The following is a 20397-nucleotide window of genomic DNA, read 5'->3' as shown; positions in this document are numbered from 1 at the left end:
GTCTATTTTATATGAATTTATCGCCCAAATCGATAAAGCCTGTTAATTCATGGTCTGGGGGACTTGACATTGCGTTATCATCCAAATACTATCGGTGCCGACAGGGAGGACATAGGCGTCACGGTCGGATGACACCCGTGTCGCGAAGGCATTCGAACGGACTACTGGCTATAAAAAAACTTGGGAGGATTTCGCAGAATGGCTGCAAGAAAGAATAGCGTTCTCAGGAAGAGTGACCTCACCGGCGCTGTGGCAACCAAGCTTGGCGGGTCCAAGGCGCAGGGCGAGGCGGCCCTGAATGCGGTCATTGAGAGCATTCAGGATGCGCTGAGGAAGGGTGACCGGGTGGTACTCACCGGCTTCGGCTCCTTCTCCGTACGAACGGTCAAGGCGCGGAAGGTCAAGCCAATCCGCGGCGGCAGGGCCGGCGCGCTCATCACGGTCCCCTCCCACAAGAGGGTCGGCTTCACCGCCGGCGCCGATCTGAACAAGGCGGCGCAGGGCAAGAAGTAAGGGTCGCGAGACCCGCAACATTTGACTCCAAGATGGGGGCGGCCAGGCAACGCCTGACCGCCCCTGTTCTTTTGACCATCGTTGCACGTGACAGGCCAAAGGCCCATAATGCACTCTGGCGCGGCTGAGAAAGCCTTGTCAAGCAACTGCAACTGTATGAATAACAGAGGAATTTAGTGCGCTACTACAGAATTCAAGAAAAGTTCGGCGGCAAACACATTCTCGTGGAGACCGCTCCCGGAACACTCGCTTCGCTTACTTCTATCAACGACGGCGTCGGTGACTTCGTCGACCTCCTGAAGGCTAGCCACCTGACGGGCCAGAGCGTGGATTCAATTGCGAAAAGCGTTCTGTCGCAAGGCCGAGGCAAGACCTACAAATTGGACACGCTGATCGAGTGGTCGAAGACGGGCTCCGGCGACGCGAGGATAATCCGGCCCATCGACCCGGCGGAAATGTGGGCCGGCGGCCTGGGCAACTACAAGGTGGCGCCCGAGACCGTTGAGAAGTGGCCGGAATCGAACAAGATCCCCTATGCTGCAGAGCGCCCGGCGATAATGTACAAGGGTACGCCGGAGCGCCTGGTAGGCCCGTTCGACAGAATCGGCTTCCGCGCGGACACTGAAAAGACGATCGCCGAGGGCGAACTGGTCATCGTGATATACAAGGGGAAGCTGGTAGGTTACAGCACCGGCAACGAGGTGGCGGGTGTTATCTCAACCAAGACACACTGGTGGAACGTTCCTGCGAAGGTCTTCAAGGGATGCGCGTCCCTTGGCCCCTGCATCGTCACTCCGGAATCCCTGCCGAACGTTACTGCCCTCAAGATGGAGCTTATTCACAAGCGGAACGGCAAGGACGTGGCCCGCGTCCAGGCCACGACGGCGCTGCAGCGCCAGCCGGAAGACCTTGTCCGCTGGACTGTGGCGCATGACACGCCGCCAGACCTGACGATCATGTACACAGGCGGCTGCGTGGCGGATGGCAACGCGGCCTTCCAGGCCGGCGATGTGGTGACGATCAGCCTTGAGGGCGTGGGATACGTCGAAAACCAGGTGGAAATGGTATAGCGGCCTGAACGTCCGGACATGAAATCGGGGCGGCGCCGATATCCGGCGCCGCCCCGTACTTTTACTGCAGAAGGGCCGGCGGCTCACACCATGTCCAGAGTATCGCGGACCTTCCTGGCAATTGCGTCCGTGGTGAAGGGCTTGCCGAGGACGCCCACCAACCTGTCGGTCGGTAAGGCAAGGTCCACATAGCCGGACGTATAGATTACTCTGAGGCCGCTTATGCTGGACCGGAGCCGGGCCGCCAGCTCTGTCCCGCTCATAAGCGGCATGACAACGTCCGTGATGAGGAGATCAAACGGCCTTTCGGTGGCCCTGAGGGCAGTCCTTAAAGCGTCCGTGGCGTTGCCTGCCTGCATTACCTCATATCCCCTGGCCCGCAGGGCGACAGCTATGGCATCCCGGACCGCATCGTCGTCGTCGACAACCAGCACCTTCTCCGTACCCTCCGACCCCGGGACCTCCGCTGTCGGCGCAGTTCCCCCTTCGGAAAGCGGCAGGTACACGCAAAAAGTGGTGCCTTCGTCCGGACGGCTTTCGACCGTGATTGCCCCGCCGTTCTGCCTGACCAGGCCCATGCAGGTAGAGAGGCCCAGGCCGGCCGGGGTATCTACGCTATCTGCGGCGGATCCCGTGGCCCGTGCGACATGTTCGGCCGACGCCGCCGCGCCGTTATCGACGATGGTTATCTTAGCCCAGTCGCCGGAACGCAGTCCCAATCGGTCGGAATCACCGTCGGAGAGCTGAACGATCTTTGGCTGAAGCACCAGCTTGCCGCCGTGAGGCATGGCGTCGCGCGAAAGCATGGCCAGATTGAATACTACCTGCTCCACCTGTCCGGGATCGGCGTCTGCGGTTACTGGTCCATCCGCCGGAATAGTAACCAGCTCGATGGAGCTTCCCAGCAGACGCTTCAGGATGGCGTGGGAACCCAACAATAGCTCGTTCAATTCTGTAGGCGCCGGCTCTGTGTACTGCTTCTTCGAGAAGGCCAGGAGTTGACGGGTGAGTCCCGCGGCCCGTTGAGCGGCCTCTTGAATCTCTTTCAGGTTTCCCAGGTTTGAATCGTCCGTGGGGAGAGTAGAAAGCCCCAGGTCTGCGTAACATAGAATGGCTGTCAGGAGATTGTTGAAATCGTGCGCGACTCCACGCGCGAGCTGGCCCACGGCTTCCATTCTCTGCGCGTGGAGCAGCCGTCGGCCAACCGCATCGTGCTCAAACTGAAGCCTGGCGAACGCTATCATATGGGAAGTGACAAGCTCGAAAACCAGCGGTAGCGAATCCCTGTTCACTGTCCTGACGGACCCGGTTGGGGCGCCCGGCATTTCCAGGGCCCCGCCATCACCAGTACCCAGAACAATGACTGGGACATGCGCGCCCATCCTGCGGAGGTCCTCAACCAGGTGTGCGGCGTTGTGCTCGCCGAGTATGTAGTCAGCAAGGATAAGGTCCGCCGCCCCAGCCTCCCCCGCCTGGACGGCGGCGTCGATTGAGGGAACCCACTCGAGGGCATATGCGCCTTCCGGGTACCCGGTGATGATGCCGTTCAGGAGCGTGAAGTCATCATCCCTGTCGGACACGAGCAGGAGCCGCGTCGCGGTTGGCCGCGCGGCGTCGGGGACTGGTTGCCGGACCGCTTCCGGCCGTTCCGCCGGACTGTGCAACGCGCTCATGGTCTCCTTGCTCGATTCGCAGGTTGCGGTGCGAGACTGAATTGGATTCCCTACATCTCCAATTTACCTGCTCCGATGTGGAAAAGCCATCGGGGTATTCCCCTATATCCGGCAGGTGGGCGTCCGGAGTCCGTGTTACAAAGATTTAACATCCGGGCAACAATTCAGAAACACCGGCGGACGAAAATCATCATGAACGGATAGGCCAATTCTGGACTGACATACAGACGGAGGAATGATGAACGTTTACCGAGCCGAATACATCTGGATCGACGGCACTCAGCCGACAAGCAAGCTCCGCTCCAAGGCGAAGGTTATACCCCTGGGAGAAGAGCCCCCTATCTGGGGCTTTGACGGCTCCAGCACTCAGCAGGCCCCGGGCCACAACTCGGACTGCGTTCTGCGCCCGGTGTACAAGGTACCCGACCCAATCCGCGGCGGCAACGACGTGCTGGTCATGTGCGAGGTCCTTCTGACCGACATGACGCCACACCCGACGAACACCCGCGCCGCGTGCGCCGCTTCCGCCAAGAAGTATGCCGACCTCGAGTTCTGGTTCGGCATCGAGCAGGAGTACACGTTCTTCGAGGGCGCCAGGCCGCTGGGATGGCCTGACAACGGCTTCCCTGCCCCTCAGGGCGGCTACTACTGCGGCGTCGGCGCGGACGAGGTCTTCGGCCGCGAGGTCGTTGAGGCCCACCTTGAGGCGTGCCTCCAGGCCGGCATCGGCATCTCCGGCATCAACGCCGAGGTTATGCCCGCCCAGTGGGAGTTCCAGGTCGGCCCGTTCGACGCGCTGAAGACGTCCGACGAGCTGTGGCTGGCCCGCTGGCTGCTCTACCGCGTGGGCGAGGACTTTGGCGTGAGCGCCACTCTTTACCCCAAGCCCGTGAAGGGTGACTGGAACGGCGCGGGCGCGCATACGAACTTCTCCACGAAGGACATGCGCTCCAGCTACCAGCCGTGCGTGGACGCCGCAGAGGCGCTGAGCAAGAGGCACGAGCTCCACATCTCGAACTACGGCCATGCTATTGAGGAGCGCCTGACGGGCCGGCACGAGACCTGCTCTTACAAGGAGTTCCGCTACGGCGTGTCCGACCGCGGCGCATCGATCCGCATTCCTTGGCAGGTGGCAAGGGACGGCAAGGGCTACATCGAGGACCGCCGCCCGAACGCGAACATGGACCCCTACACCGTCACCCGCCTGATCATGGACGGGGTAGGTGAGGCTGCCAGGGCCAAGGCAAACGGCGCGGGCGCCAAGTCCGCTGCTAAAGGCTCGAAGAAGTAAGCTACCGCCAGGGCGCCGCCCTTGGCCGGGATTAAAGAAGAGGAGGCTGGTCGGACCAGCCTCCTCTTCTTTTCCCCTTATTAACGGCATTCCATCCGGTTATGAGGTTCATGTAGTTTTTCTATGCTGTATTGACATCTTCCAAGGCAGAGTGTTAAGTTTCGCTGCAGGCTTTGTGAAAGGTTCAATCTGCTCGAAAGGAGTCGGACAGACTGCAGACGCAGGTCCCGAGGTCCCAAGTCTTTTACATACCCCAAGGAAGGACAGACGATGCCGAAATGATGGACAAGTCCCAGGCTATTGATCGCGTTCGTTAGCGCGATAGCACTCATGTTAGGTATTGCCTGTAACTCGGGTTCGGACCCGACGCCCGCGCCCACTAGCCCTCCGGCGACCCAGCCGACGGCGGCGCCCACGGCCGCACCAACGGCCGTTCCAACCCGGACCTCCTTCGTGGCGCCCCCGCTTCAGCCGGGCGGCTACCCTGAGTGGGTCTACAGCGGCCCAAGGCCCACGACGTTCAAGGAGTCCCCTGCTTCCGCCGCGCTCGTTGCGCAGGGTAGGATCCTGCCGCTCAACCAGCGCCTCCCGGTGGCTGACGACATCCTCGTCATGGTGCCGTTCGATGAGGCTGGCGTATACGGCGGCATTCTGCGCGTGACCTCCACCGGTCTGGACGAGCCGGACGGTGTGGGCCTGGGCTTCGGCCTCGGCATGGATGCGGCCGGCCTGCGGCTGATCTCGAACATCTTCAAGGAGTTCACAGGCAGCTCGGACGGCAGGGTCTTCACTTTCAAGATCCGCAAAGGCTCCCGCTGGTCGGACGGCTACCCGTTCACCATGGAAGACGTCCGCTTCGCTCTTGAGGACCTGGTGCTCAACAAGGAGCTCATGCCCGGCCTTCCCGCCGTGCTGACCTCTCCGATCTCCGGCAACGACATGAAGGTCACGTTCGTTGACGATGTAACCTTCACTGTCACCTTCGATGACCCGAACTTCAGCTTCGCCGAGTCCTCTGCAATGAACATCTTCTCGGGCATGCACGGCTGCCCGCGCTGCTTTATCTCGCCCTCGCACGTGCAGAAGCGCTACCACATCAAGTACAACGCGACCGAGATTCCGGCCCTGCTGACGCAGTACAACCAGCCGGACTGGGTGCGCCTGTTCACGACCATCCGCAGCTACTCGCGGTACACGTCGACGCCCTCGACCGCCATTCCGACCACTTTCGACGCGAATTACATCTACAAGGGAGAGCACTTCCTCCCGTGGATGGGCGGTTTCATAATGACCTCGGTCAGCGATAACGAGGTCAAGTTCGACCGCAACCACTACTTCTTCGGCGTAGACCCGGACGGAAACCAGCTCCCGTACATGGACGGCATCCATGGCTTCAAGGTTGAGAGCCAGGCCGTCAGCGCCTTCAGAATGATGAACGCCGAGAGCGACTACCTGAAGAACGACCTGCTTCTGAACGAGATGCCGCTCTACCTCCAGAACATGGAGAAGGGCGACTATTCCGTTCTCAAGCACGATTCTCCCGACGGCGCGGACTCCACGCTGACCGTAAACCAGGAGTTCGTACAGGACCCTGAGATCGGCGCGCTGCTCAGGACCAAGGACTTCCGCATTGCGCTGTCCCTGGCGTGGGACAGGAACTCCACGAACGAGACGGCCGCCTCCGGCCTGGGCGTTCCCCGCAACATGGTCCCGCATGAGTCCACGCCTTACTTCCCCGGCGCTCAGTACACGACACTGGACATTGAGTACGATCTGAACAAGGCCAAGCAGATCATGGCCAACCTTGGCTACACGGACAAGGACGGCGACGGCGTAAGCGTTGGCGTCGGCGTGACCGTCGGTGTCGGCGTGAGCGTAGGCGTAGGCGTTAGAGTCGCCGTGGGCGTGAGCGTGTGAGTGGGCGACGGCGTGTGCGTCGGCGTCAGGGTGTGGGTCGGAGTGAGCGTGGGCGTCGGCGTCAGCGTCGCCGTGTTGGTGGGCGTGGCCGTCCGAGTCGCGGTGGGAGAGACCGGCGTCGGCGTTCGCGTGGCGGTAAAGGTCGGAGTTGGCGTGCGCGTGGCCGTCGGCGGTACCGGGGTACTCGTGCGGGTCGGGGTTGCCGTCGGGCCGATCACAGTGACGGTTGCGCTCATCGAGTTGACTGCACGGGAAGAAGTGTTCTGGTCGTACGCCACCACGCCGGCAAACGTCACCACCGTGGACGCGGACGTGCCGCCAAGAGTGAATGTAACGTCGGCGATGTTGAGATTGGCGGTGGTGAAATTCTGGGCGGACGCTATCACCATGATAGTCTTGCCCTCTGAGTTCAGGACGTTCGCGAGATACGACCCGCCGGTTAGCTGCGCCGTGCTTGCCACCGTCGCCACGGCAGGATTGTAGCGGAGCTCAAACTGAAGCCCGGCAAGGCTGGTCGCCCCATCGACGGACACCCGCAGCTTCACCTGGCTACCTGCCTGCCCGGAGACGGCAGGTAGCCCCGTGGAGGTGTCTACTATTTTCAGGCACGGCGGTCCGCATGTTACCGTTTGGCCGGCCGGCGCGGCAGACGCGGGCGTGTCCTGCAGAAGCGCGGCACACGCCGCGGCCGAAAGTAGCAGGACGATGATGATTTGAGGCAACCGTGCCATCTTCCACCATTGGACGAGGAACGCACTTGGGGACCAGTCCGTCCATTGTCGGACGGAGGGCCGGAAATGTTAAGTACCTACGCGCTCACGAACCGGCCTGGGTCGAACGGAGCTATCGGCAACGCGGACGTGCCGCTGACGACCAGCTCCGCCAGCGCCATGCCCATCGCGGGCCCGAGGACGATGCCTTGCCTGCCTCCGCCTGTGCCGATGAACACGCCCTCCACGCCGGGCGCGGGGCCGAGCGCGATCAGGCCGTCCGGAGTGACGGGGCGGAGGCATGCGGTCTGCCGCACCAGCAGCGCGTCCGCTGTCGAGGGCGCCATGCGCATCAGGGCAGACATGATGCTGTCGCGGCCTGCCGCAGTGGCGGTCTCGTCGAAGCCGGCGTCCTCCTCGGTAGAGCCCGCCCACAGCAGCCCGTCCGGCTTCGTCGTCGCGTAGTGCTTGCCCCACCCTATTGAGAACCCAACGGGCGGCCCGGGCATCCGCAGCCTCAGGATCTGGCCCTTGAGCGGCCTCACAGGCAGGCGGAAGCCGAGCCAGCGGCCGCACTCGGCGGCCCAGGGGCCGCTTGCGACCACCACGGCGCCGCAGGGTATGGACCCCAGGCGCGTGCGGACTGCCACTGCCTTACCTTTATATATGTCCAGGCCGACAACCTCCGCCGACCGGACGGTCGCGCCCCTGGCCTCCGCCGCCTGCGCGAGCGCGAGGACGAGGCGGTAGGGGTCAACGTCCGCCGTGCCGTCGATCCGCACCGCGCCGTGTGCGCGCTCCGATATGCGCGGCTCAAGCGCGCGCAGCTCGTAAGCGCCAAGCCAGCTCACTGAGTACCCCTGCTGCTCCTTCTGCCAGCGAAGGTGGGCCTGCATCGCATCCGCCTCCGCGCGGTCGAACGCCAGCGCCAGGACGGGACGGTCGCGATACTCGGGGTCCACACCGCTCTCGAGTTTAATCTCGCGCGCGAGCTGACGGTGCAGCCGGAAGCCTTCGGTAGCTATCGGGAACGTGGGCGAGTGCACGGTCCCCTCCCCCAGCCCGCCGATGCCTCCGTACGCAAAGCCGGAGGCGTGGCTGGCTATGGAGTCGCGCTCCAGCAGGGTGCACTTTACTCCCGCATTGGCAAGGTAGTACGCCGTGGCCGCGCCGACGATGCCGCCGCCGACGATCACAACGTCTGCCACAGCGCGCTGCTTGGGGAGTGATTCAAGGGGTTGAGGCATGAGGTTGAGTCTTCAAAAAATCTGAGCCTATCCGGGATGGCCAGGAGGCACATCAAGGTTAACATACCGGCGCGCCATCCTGCGGGTGAGTGAAATGGACTAGGCGGTTTGTGCTATCAGACGTTGACTCATTAGTGGGTGGTGGATATCACTTGAGCGCCATTAGCGGGGTCCAGTATAGGGACTTCACGTACGCGTCTCACGAAAACCCGCGTAAATACAGCCTCACGGCAGGAGATACACAGAGATGAACCGGCGCACTTCTCAACGGTCTCGCACGGCGGTTATTTCTCACGGGACGCGGCGCACAAATGCCGTCAGGCTCGCGATACTCATGGCGCTGGCGGCACTGGCGCTCATCGTCTCCAACGGCCTGGCCTCCCGGGCAGACGCCGCCGCGGGGGACCCACACACCGTCCGGTGGGACGTCAACTTCAACCCTGTGCGAGAGGGCGAAGCAGTCCAACTTACCGTTCTCCTGGACCGGCCGGCCGAAGCCGCCGTAGGCGTCGAAGTTATGACACAGGACATGGCCTCAGCCGGCACGGACGTCGATTTCGTCAGCGGCTCTACAACACTGATGTTCGGGGTTGGAGAGTCGTCAAAGACGTGGACAGTCCAGACTATTGAGGACTCCGATGTTGACCCATACGAGTTCTTCGTCGCCACATTTCAGAGCTTCGTTGGGCCGGTGGATTTCGACGCAAGTGAAGACGGCGTCACGACCATTAACATCATTGACGACGGCGGCGAGGACTACATAGTCTCTTTTGACGCGCCCACGGAGGTTTCAGAGGGCAACGACGATATCACCGTCAACCTCGACCGCGCCGTTACCGCCCCGGACTCACCGCTCATCGTGAACTTCATCCTCTCCCCCGGCACCGCCACCGCAGGATCGGACTACGACGACCGCAGTTGGGAGACGTGGTTCAATCCAGGCGAGTCGTCCGCTACGTTTACTCTGGCGACTATTGGAGACGCGTTGGCCGAAGGGAACGAGACCTTCTTCTTCGGCCTGGACATTTCGATGGTCCAGGACAACGTTGTGGCCGCAGTTGCGCCCGAGGTCGAGATCACGATCCTCGATGATGATAGCGCGCCCTCCAACCCTTATATTGTCCATTTCCTAAGCCCGGACCCCGTCGAAGAGGGACAGAACACGAATGTGTCTCTCACACTTGACCGGCCCGTTGCCGCCGGCGATCAGGCGATAGTGGTCGTCTACACGTTCAACTACGAAGAGGATGTCTGGCCCAACTCCGCCAAAGCGCACGAGGACTACATACCGTTCAGCGGGCCAATTATTTTCTCTCCTGGAGAGAATTCGAAGACCGTTTCGATCGGAACGGTGGACGATATTGAGGATGAGGCAGATATCGAGAGCTTCTTCCTGTTCTTCGACCTTTCTAGTTCCACGAACGTGACTCCCGAGCCTATCCAGTCGGCGTTCCTCCAAATCGCAGACAACGACGTGGGCGCCCCCGAGCCTTATACAGTTGCGTTCTCCGTGAATCACACGGTCGCCGAGGGCGAGATATCCACGGTTGTTCTCACTCTCTCCCGGCCAGCCGATGAGCCGGTCACCGTCGCGTACGCCACCCAGGCGGGCACGGCAACCGAGGGCGAGGACTACGAGGCCGCGAACTCGAGCACCACCTTCGACGTGGGCGAGCAGAGCAAGAACGTTAACATCAACACAATTGAAGACAATACCGTCGAGTCCGACGAGACGTTCTTCCTCCACTTCCAGTCCGGCGGCTCCTCGCCGAACGTTTCCGCGACCAACAGCGCGGACATCATGATCATGGACGACGACGAGCCTCCATCCGGAGCGGTCACAGGCGTGAAGTTCAACGACGCGAACGGTAACGGCGTTCGCGACGCCGGTGAGGCAGGCATCGAGGGCTTCACCATATACATCGATTATGACGGCGACAACGAATGGGACATTAACGAGCCCTTCGCGCGGACCGCAGCCGACGGCTCATACACCATCGCGGGCATCCCGGTAGGCACGTATGCCGTGCGCGAAGTCCCGCAGCAATGGTGGATACAGACTCGCCCTGGCCCTGAATACGCGGCCGTCCTCAACGCGGCGAAGGAGGTGGCGAACCCGCCCATCAACTCCCCGGGCACTGGTTTTGCCCGTATGTGGAACCACCAGCCGCAATTTGCGTCCGAGTTCACCATCCAGGTGACGTGGCAGGACCTGACGGGGCCGAAGACGGCCATGCACATACACGGTCCCGGCACGACGCTGCAAAACGCGGGCGTGCTTGTCGACCTTTCCGGCATGTCCAGCGGCGGGACACAGACCGTCTCGCTCAGCCCAACGAACCAGCAGCGCCTCAAGGACGGGCTGCTCTACGTCAACATTCACACTAGCGCCAACCCCGGCGGCGAGATCCGCGGCCAGTTGATGAAGAGCATTCCGGGCGGCTACACCGTTAACGTGATCGCCGACCAGACCCGGACCGGCATTGACTTCGGCAACCAGCGGGACCCGAACGCGCCCACGACTGGCACGGTCTCCGGCATCAAGTTCAACGACCTGAACGGCAACGGCCAGCGCGACGAGGGCGAGCCGGGCATCCAGGGCGTCACGATCTTCCTCGACAACAATGAGAACGACCTGCACGACAGCGGCGAGCTCTCGGCCGTCACCGATGAGTTCGGCGCGTTCGTCATCCACAACGTCGCCCCAGGAACTCACATCGTGGACGAGGTAACACCGGCCGGCTGGACGCAGACCGCGCCAAACGGCGGTGGGGCGTTCGTAAACGTTGTGGCCGGCGAGAACGCAGGGCCGGTGTTCTTCGGCAACCGCGAGAACCTTGCGCCGGGCGCCATCCTGGGCTTCAAGTTCAACGACCTTGACGGCAACGGCGGATGGGACATCGACGAGCCGCCGATAGAGGGTTGGGATATATATCTCGACCTGAATAACGACGGCGAATTCACTGATGGAGAGCCAATCTCCACGACGAACGCCGACGGTCTATTCGAGTTCCCGGCCCTGCAGACCGGTCGGAGCTACATGGTGGGAGAGATCCAGCAGTCGGGTTGGACGCAGACCCTGCCTCTCACCAACGGCGGCCGGCACCTGATCGAAAATCTTGGGTCCGGTGACGAAATCATCGATGTGATCTTCGGCAACAAGTCAGACATCGCCTACGCCTCCATTTCCGGCCACGTGTGGAACGACCTTGACGGCGACGGCGTCCGCGACGGCGATGAGCCGGGACTGTCCGGCCAGACCGTCTGTCTCGACATCGACAACAACGAAAGCTGCGATTCGGGCGAGCCGTTCAGGACGACGGACGGGGACGGCTTCTACGAGTTCCTGGACGTTGTCCCGGCCTCGTTCTACTACATCAACCACGTTCTGCCGATCGGTTGGAGCCGCACCTTCCCGAGCGAGGGCGACGGGCGCCATTTCCTGGACCATGTCGGGCCTTTCTCCGGGCATGGAGGGGACTTCGGCGCAAGAATACTTCGGGCGGCCCGTTCATAGAGCAGGACCTCTACCCGAACACCTCGGCGATGGTAACGCTTGAGACGCCGGCCGGTATCGAAAACGTCTACCTGACAGGCTCCTCCATGGTCTTCGTGTTCTTCCCCGGAGCAGAAGGCTCCGCCCAGGACCACAACGGCGACGGGCTTGAGGAAGTGCAGACCGAGATGATTGCTATGAACCTCGTCGGGCACTCCTCGATGGGACCTGTGATTGTCAGGGAGAGCCCGACCCTGCAGTCGCTCGGCATGCTCAGGGAGACGGTCAATAACGTGCCCGGGACGCTGGACGTGCCGCCGTTCACGTCTGTTGGGACGGTAGACAGCTTCTTCGACATCTTCACCGAGCTGTCGATCGACGGCGGCGCCAACTGGATACCGGCCTCCAACCAGACCCGTATTCGCGGGACGATGACGCACAAGCCCGCGGCGATGAACAACGTGTTCCAGACGGACCCGGTCTTCAACCCGCCGTCTTACGGGCCGTTCCGCGTCATATCGATCGGGTTCCGCCCGGTAACGGACACCAGCATACCCAACACCGTGAACGTCTCGGGCTTCAAGTTCCGCGACGACGACGGCAACGGCGCCATGGACTCTGGCGAGCCCGGCATCTTCGGCTTCTGGGTCTTTGCCGACGTGAACGGCAACGGCGCGTTCGACATTGGTGAGCCTACAACCGAGACCGGCAACAACGGCTTCTTCACCCTGTCCGGCATTCCCAACACGGGCGTGCGCATCTACGAGGTGCAGCAGTCCGGCTATGTCCAGACATGGCCGCCTTCCGGCTATCACCAGCTCAACACCTATCCGCCGGGATCGGAGCTTATCAGGCACTTCGGCAACCGGCCGGAGACCCCCGTCGGCTCCATCGTCGGCTACAAGTGGCACGACCAGGACGGCGACACGTTCGTTGGAACCGGCGAGAGCTACCTTGCAGGGTGGTCGATCTACGTCGACCTGGACAACAACGCCGCGCTCGACGCCGCCGAACCGTACGCCGTCACAGACAGCAACGGCTACTACGAAATTCACGGCCTGGCCGCAGGCGCGGGCTACTACGTGCGTGAGCAGCAGCAGCACGGCTGGGAGCAGACGTTCCCGGCGAACGGCGTCCCTCACCACGTTGCCTCGCTGACCATCGGCAAGACCTACATGGACTTCGGCAACAGGCAGTTGCCCCCGGACGGCCTGATCTCCGGCTACAAGTGGGAGGACATTAACGGCGACGGCGATTGGGACCAGGCGGATGGCGAAGCCGGCCTTGCCGGCTGGCGATTCTACGCCGACCTCAACAACAACGGCTTTCTGGACTCCGGCGAGCCCTGGGCCGATACAGACGGCACGGGCCATTACCAGCTCACCGTAAGCATGACCAACCTGCCGGTAATCGTCCGCGAGCAACTCCCGGCCGTCGGGTGGGCGCAGACCTATCCGGCCGCGGGATACCACGAGGCCTGGTTCCAGGCCGGGCCGGTCGAGGAAGGCTTGAACTTCGGCAACAAACAACTACCGCTGGCCAGTGTCTCGGGCCACAAGTGGAATGACCTGAATGGCGACGGTTCACAAACATCGTCAGAGCCCATGCTTCCGGGCTGGACTATCTACATCGACGTAAACAACAACGGCGAATTGGATGTGGACGAGCCCGTCAGCGTAACTGACGACGGCGGGTGGTTCCACTTTGTTAACCTTGCTCTAAACACCACCTACGTTGTGAGGGAGGTCCATCAGCAATTCTGGCTGCAGACGTTCCCGATTCTCGGCATGTCCTGGCAGGTCTACCTTGACGATACTACGATGGAAGTTGTGAACCCTGCCGCCTTCGGCAACAGGTACCTGCCCGGCCAGGTTGCCGGCAGAAAGTGGAATGACCTGAATGGCGACGGTTCACAAACATCGTCAGAGCCCATGCTTCCGGGCTGGACTATCTACATCGACGTAAACAACAACGGCGAATTGGATGTGGACGAGCCCGTCAGCGTAACTGACGACGGCGGGTGGTTCAGATTCATGTACCTGCCCTTTGGCGCTACGTATCGCATACGAGAGGTTCAACAACCGGGCTGGACCCAGACTTATCCGGCCGCCGGATACTGGGAGATCACACCAACGCCTGCCCAGCCGATCTTTGCCCTTTTCGCCGGCTTCGGCAACCGCAGGGATGCACAGACTTTCGCGGTCTCCGGATTCGTATTCAACGATACGAACGGCAACGGCAACTGGGACAGCGGAGAGACGGTCATCGAGGGGATCGAAGTGTGCCGGGCGGATGAATCCGGCGCGTGCGTTCCCTCCGGTCCGGCCACCACTACAGACTCCACCGGCTGGTACGAAATGCACGACCTGCCGATCGAAATTAACAACTGTTTCCAGGTCTCATTGCCGCCCAGCGCCGTGAAGACCTACCCGGCCAGTTTTGACGACCAGTGCTTCTCGGATGTTGAGCCCGGCTCCGAGGTCCACCTGACCTTCGGGATACATTTTGAGACGGGGCCGACAGGCACGATTTCCGGCGTGAAGTACAACGACGAGAATCGCAACGGCCAGAGGGACGGCGAGCCCGGCCTCTACGGCTGGCGCATATACGTTGACCTTAACATGAACGGGTCGTGGGACCTGAACGAGCCTTACTCGATCACCAACATGAACGGCGTCTTCACGATTGAGAGCGTGCCCGCGGGCGTGCTGGTGTACGTGCGCGAGGAGCAGCAGGCCGGCTGGATGCAGACCCAGCCGCTCACACCCGGCTACTACGACGTTAACCTGGACCCCGGGATGTTCCTCATAAACGTGCAGTTCGGAAACGCCCTGGCGCCCACCGGCGGCATCATCTACGGCCAGAAGTGGAACGACCGGAACCACAACGGCGTATGGGAGTCCGGAGAGCCGCCCCTGGCCGGTTGGAAGATATTCGTCGACGACTTTGCGCCGACGGGCGTCTGGACCGAGGGCGAGCTCTTCGCCATCACAGACGAGAATGGCATGTGGATGATCGAGAACGTGCCGCCAGGCCCGCACTCGGTCCGCGAAGTCCCGCAGGACGGTTGGTTCCAGAGCTACCCGCCGCGCTGGTGGTCGATACTGGAAGGACAGTACGTCTCGCCCACCGGCACGACATCGACGGCAAGGGGCTGGGGTGTATTCAACCTCAATCCGCAGGACAACACCCTTCATTTCTACGTTGGCATGCAGTGGGTCGCAAGCGACGTGACCGGAATTCACATCCATCGCGGCGCGGTCGGGGAGGTCGGCAACGTTCTCTACGACCTCCTGGCTGCCGTCGACCCGCTCCAGTGGGCCATCGGCGGCCCTGCAATGGGCTACGTCCAGCTTGCCGACATAGCAGGCGAGGGCCTGACGGTGCAGCAGCAGATAGATATGCTTGAAAACGGAATGCTGTACCTGGACATTCATACCGAGCAGTACCCGGACGGCGAGCTTCGCAACCTCGTCGGCCCGTCGCACGGCACGCACCAGATCGATGTGCACGCTGGCGGGGCGATAGGCGGGCTTGACTTCGGCAACTTTGAGACCGGCGACGGAGGGCAGCCTGAAGACTGCTCTTGCGTTATCGGCATATTCGAAGGGGACCAGACTCACGATTGGAAGCTGGCGTGGACGGAGCCTACCGCTCCCACCGCGCCGGTCGACTTCCGCGTGGTCGCTTCTTCCGTCAATGCTTCCGAGACGGGTTCCATTACCGTCACGGTCGTTGACGAGGCGGGCACGCAGACGATAACGGTCAACCATCCGGCCACCGGCGACGCCGAGGGCTGGCTGCATCTGTCGTTGCTGCCGCACAAGCTTTACGACGTTACTGTCTCGTTCAGCGGCACGGCCCGGCACTACAAGCTGGGCAAGGACAACCCGCACCTTTCTATCGGCTTCAACTCAGACCCGCGGTACCTGGAGGATACGGACCAGTACTGGGCCATCAGGACCGCGACCGGCGAAGACGTCTGGATTGAGCTCGAGACGGACCCCGCGGGCGTGGGCGTGCCTCCGCAGTCCACGTCGGCTACTATCGAGATATTCAGCGCATCGACGATGGCCACGATCATTGGGCCGACGACGGTGTCGCTGACGCCCGGCACGCCGACTCCGGTCGGGTTCCTGGGCGCGACTGATGACAGCTACGTCATCAAGATTACGGGCCTTAACGGCCACTTCCGCCTGCGCAAGACGAGCGGCGCAACGGACATGGACAAGATCCTGTGGATGCTCCCCTGCCCTGAGGGCGGCCCGAAGGAACACAAGGGCGGCATCGGCGGGTTCAAGTTCAACGATCTCAACGGCAACGGCGTCATCGACGAGGGCGATTCTCCCCTGTTAGGCGTTGGCGTCTACCTGGACCTCAACAACGACGGCACATGGGACGACGGCGAGCCCGGGATGATGACGGGCATGGACGTCCCGAGCACGCCTGGGAACGAGACGGGTATGTTCTTCTTCCCCGGCCTCGACGCGGGCACGTACGTCATTCGCGAGGTTGTGCAGGAGGGCTGGACGCAGACCGCGCCGGCAGGCGACGGTTCCTACGTCGTGACGCTGGCCCAGGGCGAGGTCCGCATGGACCTGGCGTTCGGCAACCGGATGACGGCCCCCTCGACCGGCAAGCTGGGCGGCTACAAGTTCAATGACCTCAATAACAATGGCGTCTGGGACAACGGCGGGCCCGGCATGCCCGGCTGGCAGATCTTTATAGACTCCAACAACAACGGCGTGTGGGACACCGACGAGCGCTACGCCTATACTATGGTTGATAATCCCGATACGGAGCCGAGCGAGCTCGGCTACTGGGAGATAGGCGGCCTGCCGGCCGGAGACTACGTAATACGCGAGACTCAGCAGGCCGGCTGGACGGTCACCAGGCCCGAGATGGGCCAGGAGATGGTGCACCTGGAGCCCGGCCAGACTTTCAACATGCTGAACTTTGGGAACAGGCTGACCCCAGTCAAGGGAAGCATCAGCGTCTTCAAGTTCAAGGACATCAACAACAACGGCATGTGGGACGAGGGTGAGCCGAGCCTGCCGGGCTGGACGGTCTACCTCGACCTGAACGACAACGGCATGCTGGACTCCGGAGAGCCTTCCATGGTCACCATGGACGATAACATCGGTACGGCGGCGGTCAACGAGGCGGGCATGTACCGCTTTGCGGACCTTGACGCCGGCATGTACGTGGTCCGCGAGGTGCGGCAGTCGGGCTGGACGCAGACGTTCCCGATGGGCGACGGCGCCCACAGGCCGATGGTGTACGACGGCATGCACCTGAACGGCATGCACTTCGGCAACCGGCCCACGCCGGTGATAACGGGCATGTGCGGCGACCTTAACGGCGACGGCCAGGTCAGCATTCTGGACGTGATTATCAGCCTGCAGATCATCACAATGCGGATAACCGCAACCGAGCAGCAGGCGCACCTGGGCGACATCGTCCGGGACGGCCAGCTTAACGTCGGCGACACCATCAGGATGCTGCGGTTCCTGGTAGGCATCGCGACGATCGAAGGCTGCGGCCCGGTGGGCCCAGCCCCGGTTGAGCGGGTCCTGACTGGCACCGTAATGTTCGATGCCTCGGTTATGCCAGGCGTCACGGTGGAGCTGAAAGCGCCGGCCGAATACGAAGTCAACACTGTCATCATGACGGGGCTGACGGACTCCAGCGGCGTGTTTACGCTCCAGAACGCTCCTGCCGGGATCTACACGGTATGGGCGATTGCGCCCGTAGGCCAGGGCTTTTGGCCGCTCGCGCATACGTCGGTCTCCCTGCCGCCCACGGGCGACGAGGACGCCGGCACGATCTACCTTACGAAGCAGGTCACGGCGACCTACCCTGTTGGCGTGACGCACGAGGACAACCCCACTCCCACCTTTACGTGGGAAGCGCTGGACGGCACGGCGGACTACGTGGTGAGGCTCAGGAATACCGGCGCCAACGCCGAGATGTTCGGCGCGCCGGTGGAGACGACTTCCTTCACCTTCCCGAGCCAGTTACCCGTCGGCAGCTACGAGTGGCAGGTCACCGCCCGGAACGGCGTGGGCGTGGCAATCGGCAGGTCCATGACGGCGACGTTCACCAGGATTGATTAGCGAGAAACGAGCGTCGCTCGTGTAGAAGAACAGGCGATGAGAAGTGGGCTCCCAGCGATGGGGGCCCTCTTCGTTTGCACAGCCACGAGGTGCCTCAAATCTCGGCATAGGCGGGTCTCAAACCCGCCCTGGTTGTTCACAAAGTTGATGCTTGAAGATGTTACCGCGTTGAAAAGACGAGGCATAGGGCCGATTGTGGCGGAGGCGGCGTTCAGGGGCGGCTGAATGGACGGCGCCCAGAGACGAATGGAGTAGCAAAAGGCGGAAGGCGGGGCACTAAAAGACTATCGCCGCGGTCGCGGCCGAGGCGGCAACGACCAGCAGCACGACTCCTGCGGCGACGGCGCTTTCCGCCCGCACGGAGGCTACGTAGAGGAGAGGGAACGCCGCGGTCAGCACCCACAGGGCAACCTCTTTCAGCTTCGCCTTGTTTAGTTTCGGCTTGTCTTGCTTTGCCTTTTCCATGGTTAACCTGAGAAGAAAGTGACCATTAGCCACGCCTGCAACCCGACAAGGAGCACGGTGACGATGCAGTACGGGATCGTCCGCATCAGGACCTCGTTCTCTTTGCCGTTCAGGCCGACGATGGCTGTGGCGACCATCACCTTCGCCGGAGCTATGGAGGAGCCGAAAGAGCCGCCGATGGACTGTATACTGGCGATCAGCACCGCCGTGATGCCCAGGGTAGCGCCCGTTTCAAGCTGAAGCGCCCCGAACATGACGTTGGAGTTTGTGTTGCTGCCAGTCATGAAGGTGCCCAGCACGCCGATAAATGGCGAGAAGATTGGGAACACCTGCCCGGTCGTCCTGGCAATCGCCTCCCCCAGCAGCGCCGTCATGCCTGTGTCTATCATTACCAGCGCCATCATGACCATCATGCTCACGCCCACGCTCGTGGAGACGCACTGGCTGTAAGTCTTCGTAGAGGCGACCTTTATCGTACCCGGCTTCCACTGCCCTCTTATTCTGAACACAAGATATGTGAGCGCGAGCGAGATAAGGATGAGCGGGGCGGGATGGCTGAGGTACTTGATCGCCGCGTAGTTATTCTGTCGCAGGACCGCGAACCCAAGGTCCGTTTCCGTCGCCGGGTAGCTCAGTCCCCACTGCCATGTTGAGCCAAGTTCCTTCACCCAGGGTATCTGGGAGATGATGCTGACGGCAATCAGCAGGTAGTACGGAAGGAAGGCCATGTGAAAGCTGATGCCCTTCGGCGGCGGGGCCGCGGCGTCCTTCACAGCCTTGGGGGCAGTCTCGGGTACGGCGGTCACTGCGTCGGCGGCTGCGACGGCTACCTCCGCCCTGCGGCCCAGGAGGCGCGTTCGGGAGACGGCCCAGCCCACTCCGCAGCCCACAAGGCTGGCGACGACGGAGGCGATCTGGTACGCGCCCAGCACGGCCGTAACCCACAGCGCAAGGGACATGGCCCCGCCGATGATGAGGATGGCGGGCGCGCCGCGGCGGACGGACTTCATTCCGCCCTCCAGGTGGGCAACGGCAAAGCCCGTGAATATGGTGGCTGGCGCGAACATGGCGGCCATGTAAGGGCCGAGATCCGAGCCCTCAAGGCCACTGACGAGCTGGATGGTGTAGTAGGAAGAGCCCAGGGAGCCGAATGTAACCGCCCAGGAGTGGCCGACGAGGGCGATGGCGGCGGCAGTCGCGGGCCGGAAGCCCATAATGGCAAGGAGCGGGGTTACGACCGCTACGGGGAGGCCGAAGCCGGCAACGCCCTGCATGAGGCCGGCGAACGCCCATCCAACCACGAGCGCCTTGGCAAGCGGGTCTTCAACGAGACGCGTCATCGTCGAGCCGATCACATGGATGCCGCCAAGCCGGTCGATGACGTTGTACATCAGGACTGAAGTCCAGATGATGGAAAGGACGAAGAAGGCGAAGCTAAGGCCCTTCGAGCTTGCCGACCCGAGGATAAGGGCGTCCGCACCGAAGACCGCCAGCGCCAGGACGGAGACGACGATCCACGAGACTGCGCCGGCGCGGGGGGCGCTCCACTTGAGAGCGATGATCGTGACAACGAGGATGGCCACGGGGACCGCGGCAAGGAGGACATTAACGAGGTTCAGCTCAGGCCCTGCGCCACCCATATGGACTCCGATTGCGGCCCTGTTACGGCAAAGCGCCCCGATGGCTCGGGGCGCTCGGTCTATGTATAGTCAGCCGCGAATCTGAGCGATTGTAAGCAGGCGGGACGGCTGTGTCAACTGCCGTGGCGGGCCATGTCTTTGCTCAGTGATATTGTCAGTAGGTAACTGCTCAGTGAATATGTCAGTCCATGAGAGGACTACATTTGACCGAGCGAGAAGCGAAGAGAGCACAGATACTGAACCTTGTTCTGGAGGGGCG

General features: G+C 62.1%; 11 protein-coding genes. 6 read left to right on the top strand and 5 right to left on the bottom strand.

From position 1 onward, the window contains the following. Positions 1 to 198: 198 nt before the first annotated feature. Positions 199 to 513: an HU family DNA-binding protein gene (locus FJ319_08060; protein MBM3934241.1), complete on the top strand. Its 315-nt coding sequence runs from the start codon at positions 199 to 201 to the stop codon at positions 511 to 513. A 176-nt stretch (positions 514 to 689) separates the two neighbouring features. Next, the gene (locus FJ319_08055; protein ID MBM3934240.1) at positions 690 to 1583 is read left to right on the top strand and encodes a fumarylacetoacetate hydrolase family protein; all 894 of its coding nucleotides are present in this window, start codon (positions 690 to 692) and stop codon (positions 1581 to 1583) included. Between the two features lie 83 nt (positions 1584 to 1666). On the opposite strand, the gene FJ319_08050 is transcribed toward FJ319_08055, so the two are convergent. After that, positions 1667 to 3256, bottom strand: a complete 1590-nt coding sequence (locus tag FJ319_08050) for a response regulator (GenBank protein ID MBM3934239.1) — start codon at positions 3254 to 3256, stop codon at positions 1667 to 1669. A 235-nt stretch (positions 3257 to 3491) separates the two neighbouring features. Here FJ319_08050 and FJ319_08045 point away from each other — a divergent pair, with 235 nt between their 5' ends. Together FJ319_08045 and FJ319_08040 are read left to right on the top strand one after the other, a co-directional pair. Further along, positions 3492 to 4547: a glutamine synthetase gene (locus tag FJ319_08045; GenBank protein MBM3934238.1), complete on the top strand. Its 1056-nt coding sequence runs from the start codon at positions 3492 to 3494 to the stop codon at positions 4545 to 4547. 453 nt (positions 4548 to 5000) lie between these two features. Continuing rightward, the gene (locus tag FJ319_08040; GenBank protein MBM3934237.1) at positions 5001 to 6464 is read left to right on the top strand and encodes a hypothetical protein; all 1464 of its coding nucleotides are present in this window, start codon (positions 5001 to 5003) and stop codon (positions 6462 to 6464) included. Here FJ319_08040 and FJ319_08035 read toward each other — a convergent pair. Next, positions 6356 to 7195, bottom strand: coding sequence for a hypothetical protein (locus FJ319_08035; GenBank protein MBM3934236.1), 840 nt, complete (start codon positions 7193 to 7195; stop codon positions 6356 to 6358). The genes FJ319_08040 and FJ319_08035 overlap by 109 nt on opposite strands. A 77-nt stretch (positions 7196 to 7272) precedes the next feature. Next, positions 7273 to 8421: an FAD-dependent oxidoreductase gene (locus tag FJ319_08030; GenBank protein MBM3934235.1), complete on the bottom strand. Its 1149-nt coding sequence runs from the start codon at positions 8419 to 8421 to the stop codon at positions 7273 to 7275. Between the two features lie 247 nt (positions 8422 to 8668). Between FJ319_08030 and FJ319_08025 the strand changes: the two genes are divergently transcribed. Continuing rightward, positions 8669 to 11938: a CHRD domain-containing protein gene (locus tag FJ319_08025; GenBank protein MBM3934234.1), complete on the top strand. Its 3270-nt coding sequence runs from the start codon at positions 8669 to 8671 to the stop codon at positions 11936 to 11938. 29 nt (positions 11939 to 11967) lie between these two features. Next, a complete protein-coding gene (locus FJ319_08020) occupies positions 11968 to 18033 on the top strand; it encodes a CHRD domain-containing protein (GenBank protein MBM3934233.1) in 6066 nt (2021 codons plus the stop codon). 276 nt (positions 18034 to 18309) lie between these two features. Here FJ319_08020 and FJ319_08015 read toward each other — a convergent pair whose 3' ends face one another. Together FJ319_08015 and FJ319_08010 are read right to left on the bottom strand one after the other, a co-directional pair. Then, on the bottom strand, positions 18310 to 18498 hold the full coding sequence (locus FJ319_08015) for a hypothetical protein (GenBank protein MBM3934232.1): 189 nt from the start codon (positions 18496 to 18498) through the stop codon (positions 18310 to 18312). Positions 18499 to 18500: 2 nt separating this feature from the next. Next, positions 18501 to 20138, bottom strand: coding sequence for an L-lactate permease (locus tag FJ319_08010; GenBank protein MBM3934231.1), 1638 nt, complete (start codon positions 20136 to 20138; stop codon positions 18501 to 18503). Positions 20139 to 20397: the final 259 nt, after the last annotated feature.

The sequence above is a fragment of the SAR202 cluster bacterium genome, assembly GCA_016872355.1.
Lineage (GTDB): Bacteria > Chloroflexota > Dehalococcoidia > Lucifugimonadales > VGZY01 > VGZY01.
Note: the sequence above shows the minus strand (reverse complement) of the source record. Positions and strands in the feature narration are given on the sequence as shown.

Coding starts and splice junctions, on each gene's coding strand:
- FJ319_08060 (MBM3934241.1), top strand. CDS start 199: ATGGCTGCAAGAAAGAATAGCGTTCTCAGGAAGAGTGACCTCACCGGC.
- FJ319_08035 (MBM3934236.1), bottom strand. CDS start 7,195: ATGGCACGGTTGCCTCAAATCATCATCGTCCTGCTACTTTCGGCCGCG.
- FJ319_08030 (MBM3934235.1), bottom strand. CDS start 8,421: ATGCCTCAACCCCTTGAATCACTCCCCAAGCAGCGCGCTGTGGCAGAC.
- FJ319_08015 (MBM3934232.1), bottom strand. CDS start 18,498: ATGGAAAAGGCAAAGCAAGACAAGCCGAAACTAAACAAGGCGAAGCTG.
- FJ319_08050 (MBM3934239.1), bottom strand. CDS start 3,256: ATGAGCGCGTTGCACAGTCCGGCGGAACGGCCGGAAGCGGTCCGGCAA.
- FJ319_08010 (MBM3934231.1), bottom strand. CDS start 20,138: ATGGGTGGCGCAGGGCCTGAGCTGAACCTCGTTAATGTCCTCCTTGCC.
- FJ319_08020 (MBM3934233.1), top strand. CDS start 11,968: ATGGTAACGCTTGAGACGCCGGCCGGTATCGAAAACGTCTACCTGACA.
- FJ319_08045 (MBM3934238.1), top strand. CDS start 3,492: ATGATGAACGTTTACCGAGCCGAATACATCTGGATCGACGGCACTCAG.
- FJ319_08025 (MBM3934234.1), top strand. CDS start 8,669: ATGAACCGGCGCACTTCTCAACGGTCTCGCACGGCGGTTATTTCTCAC.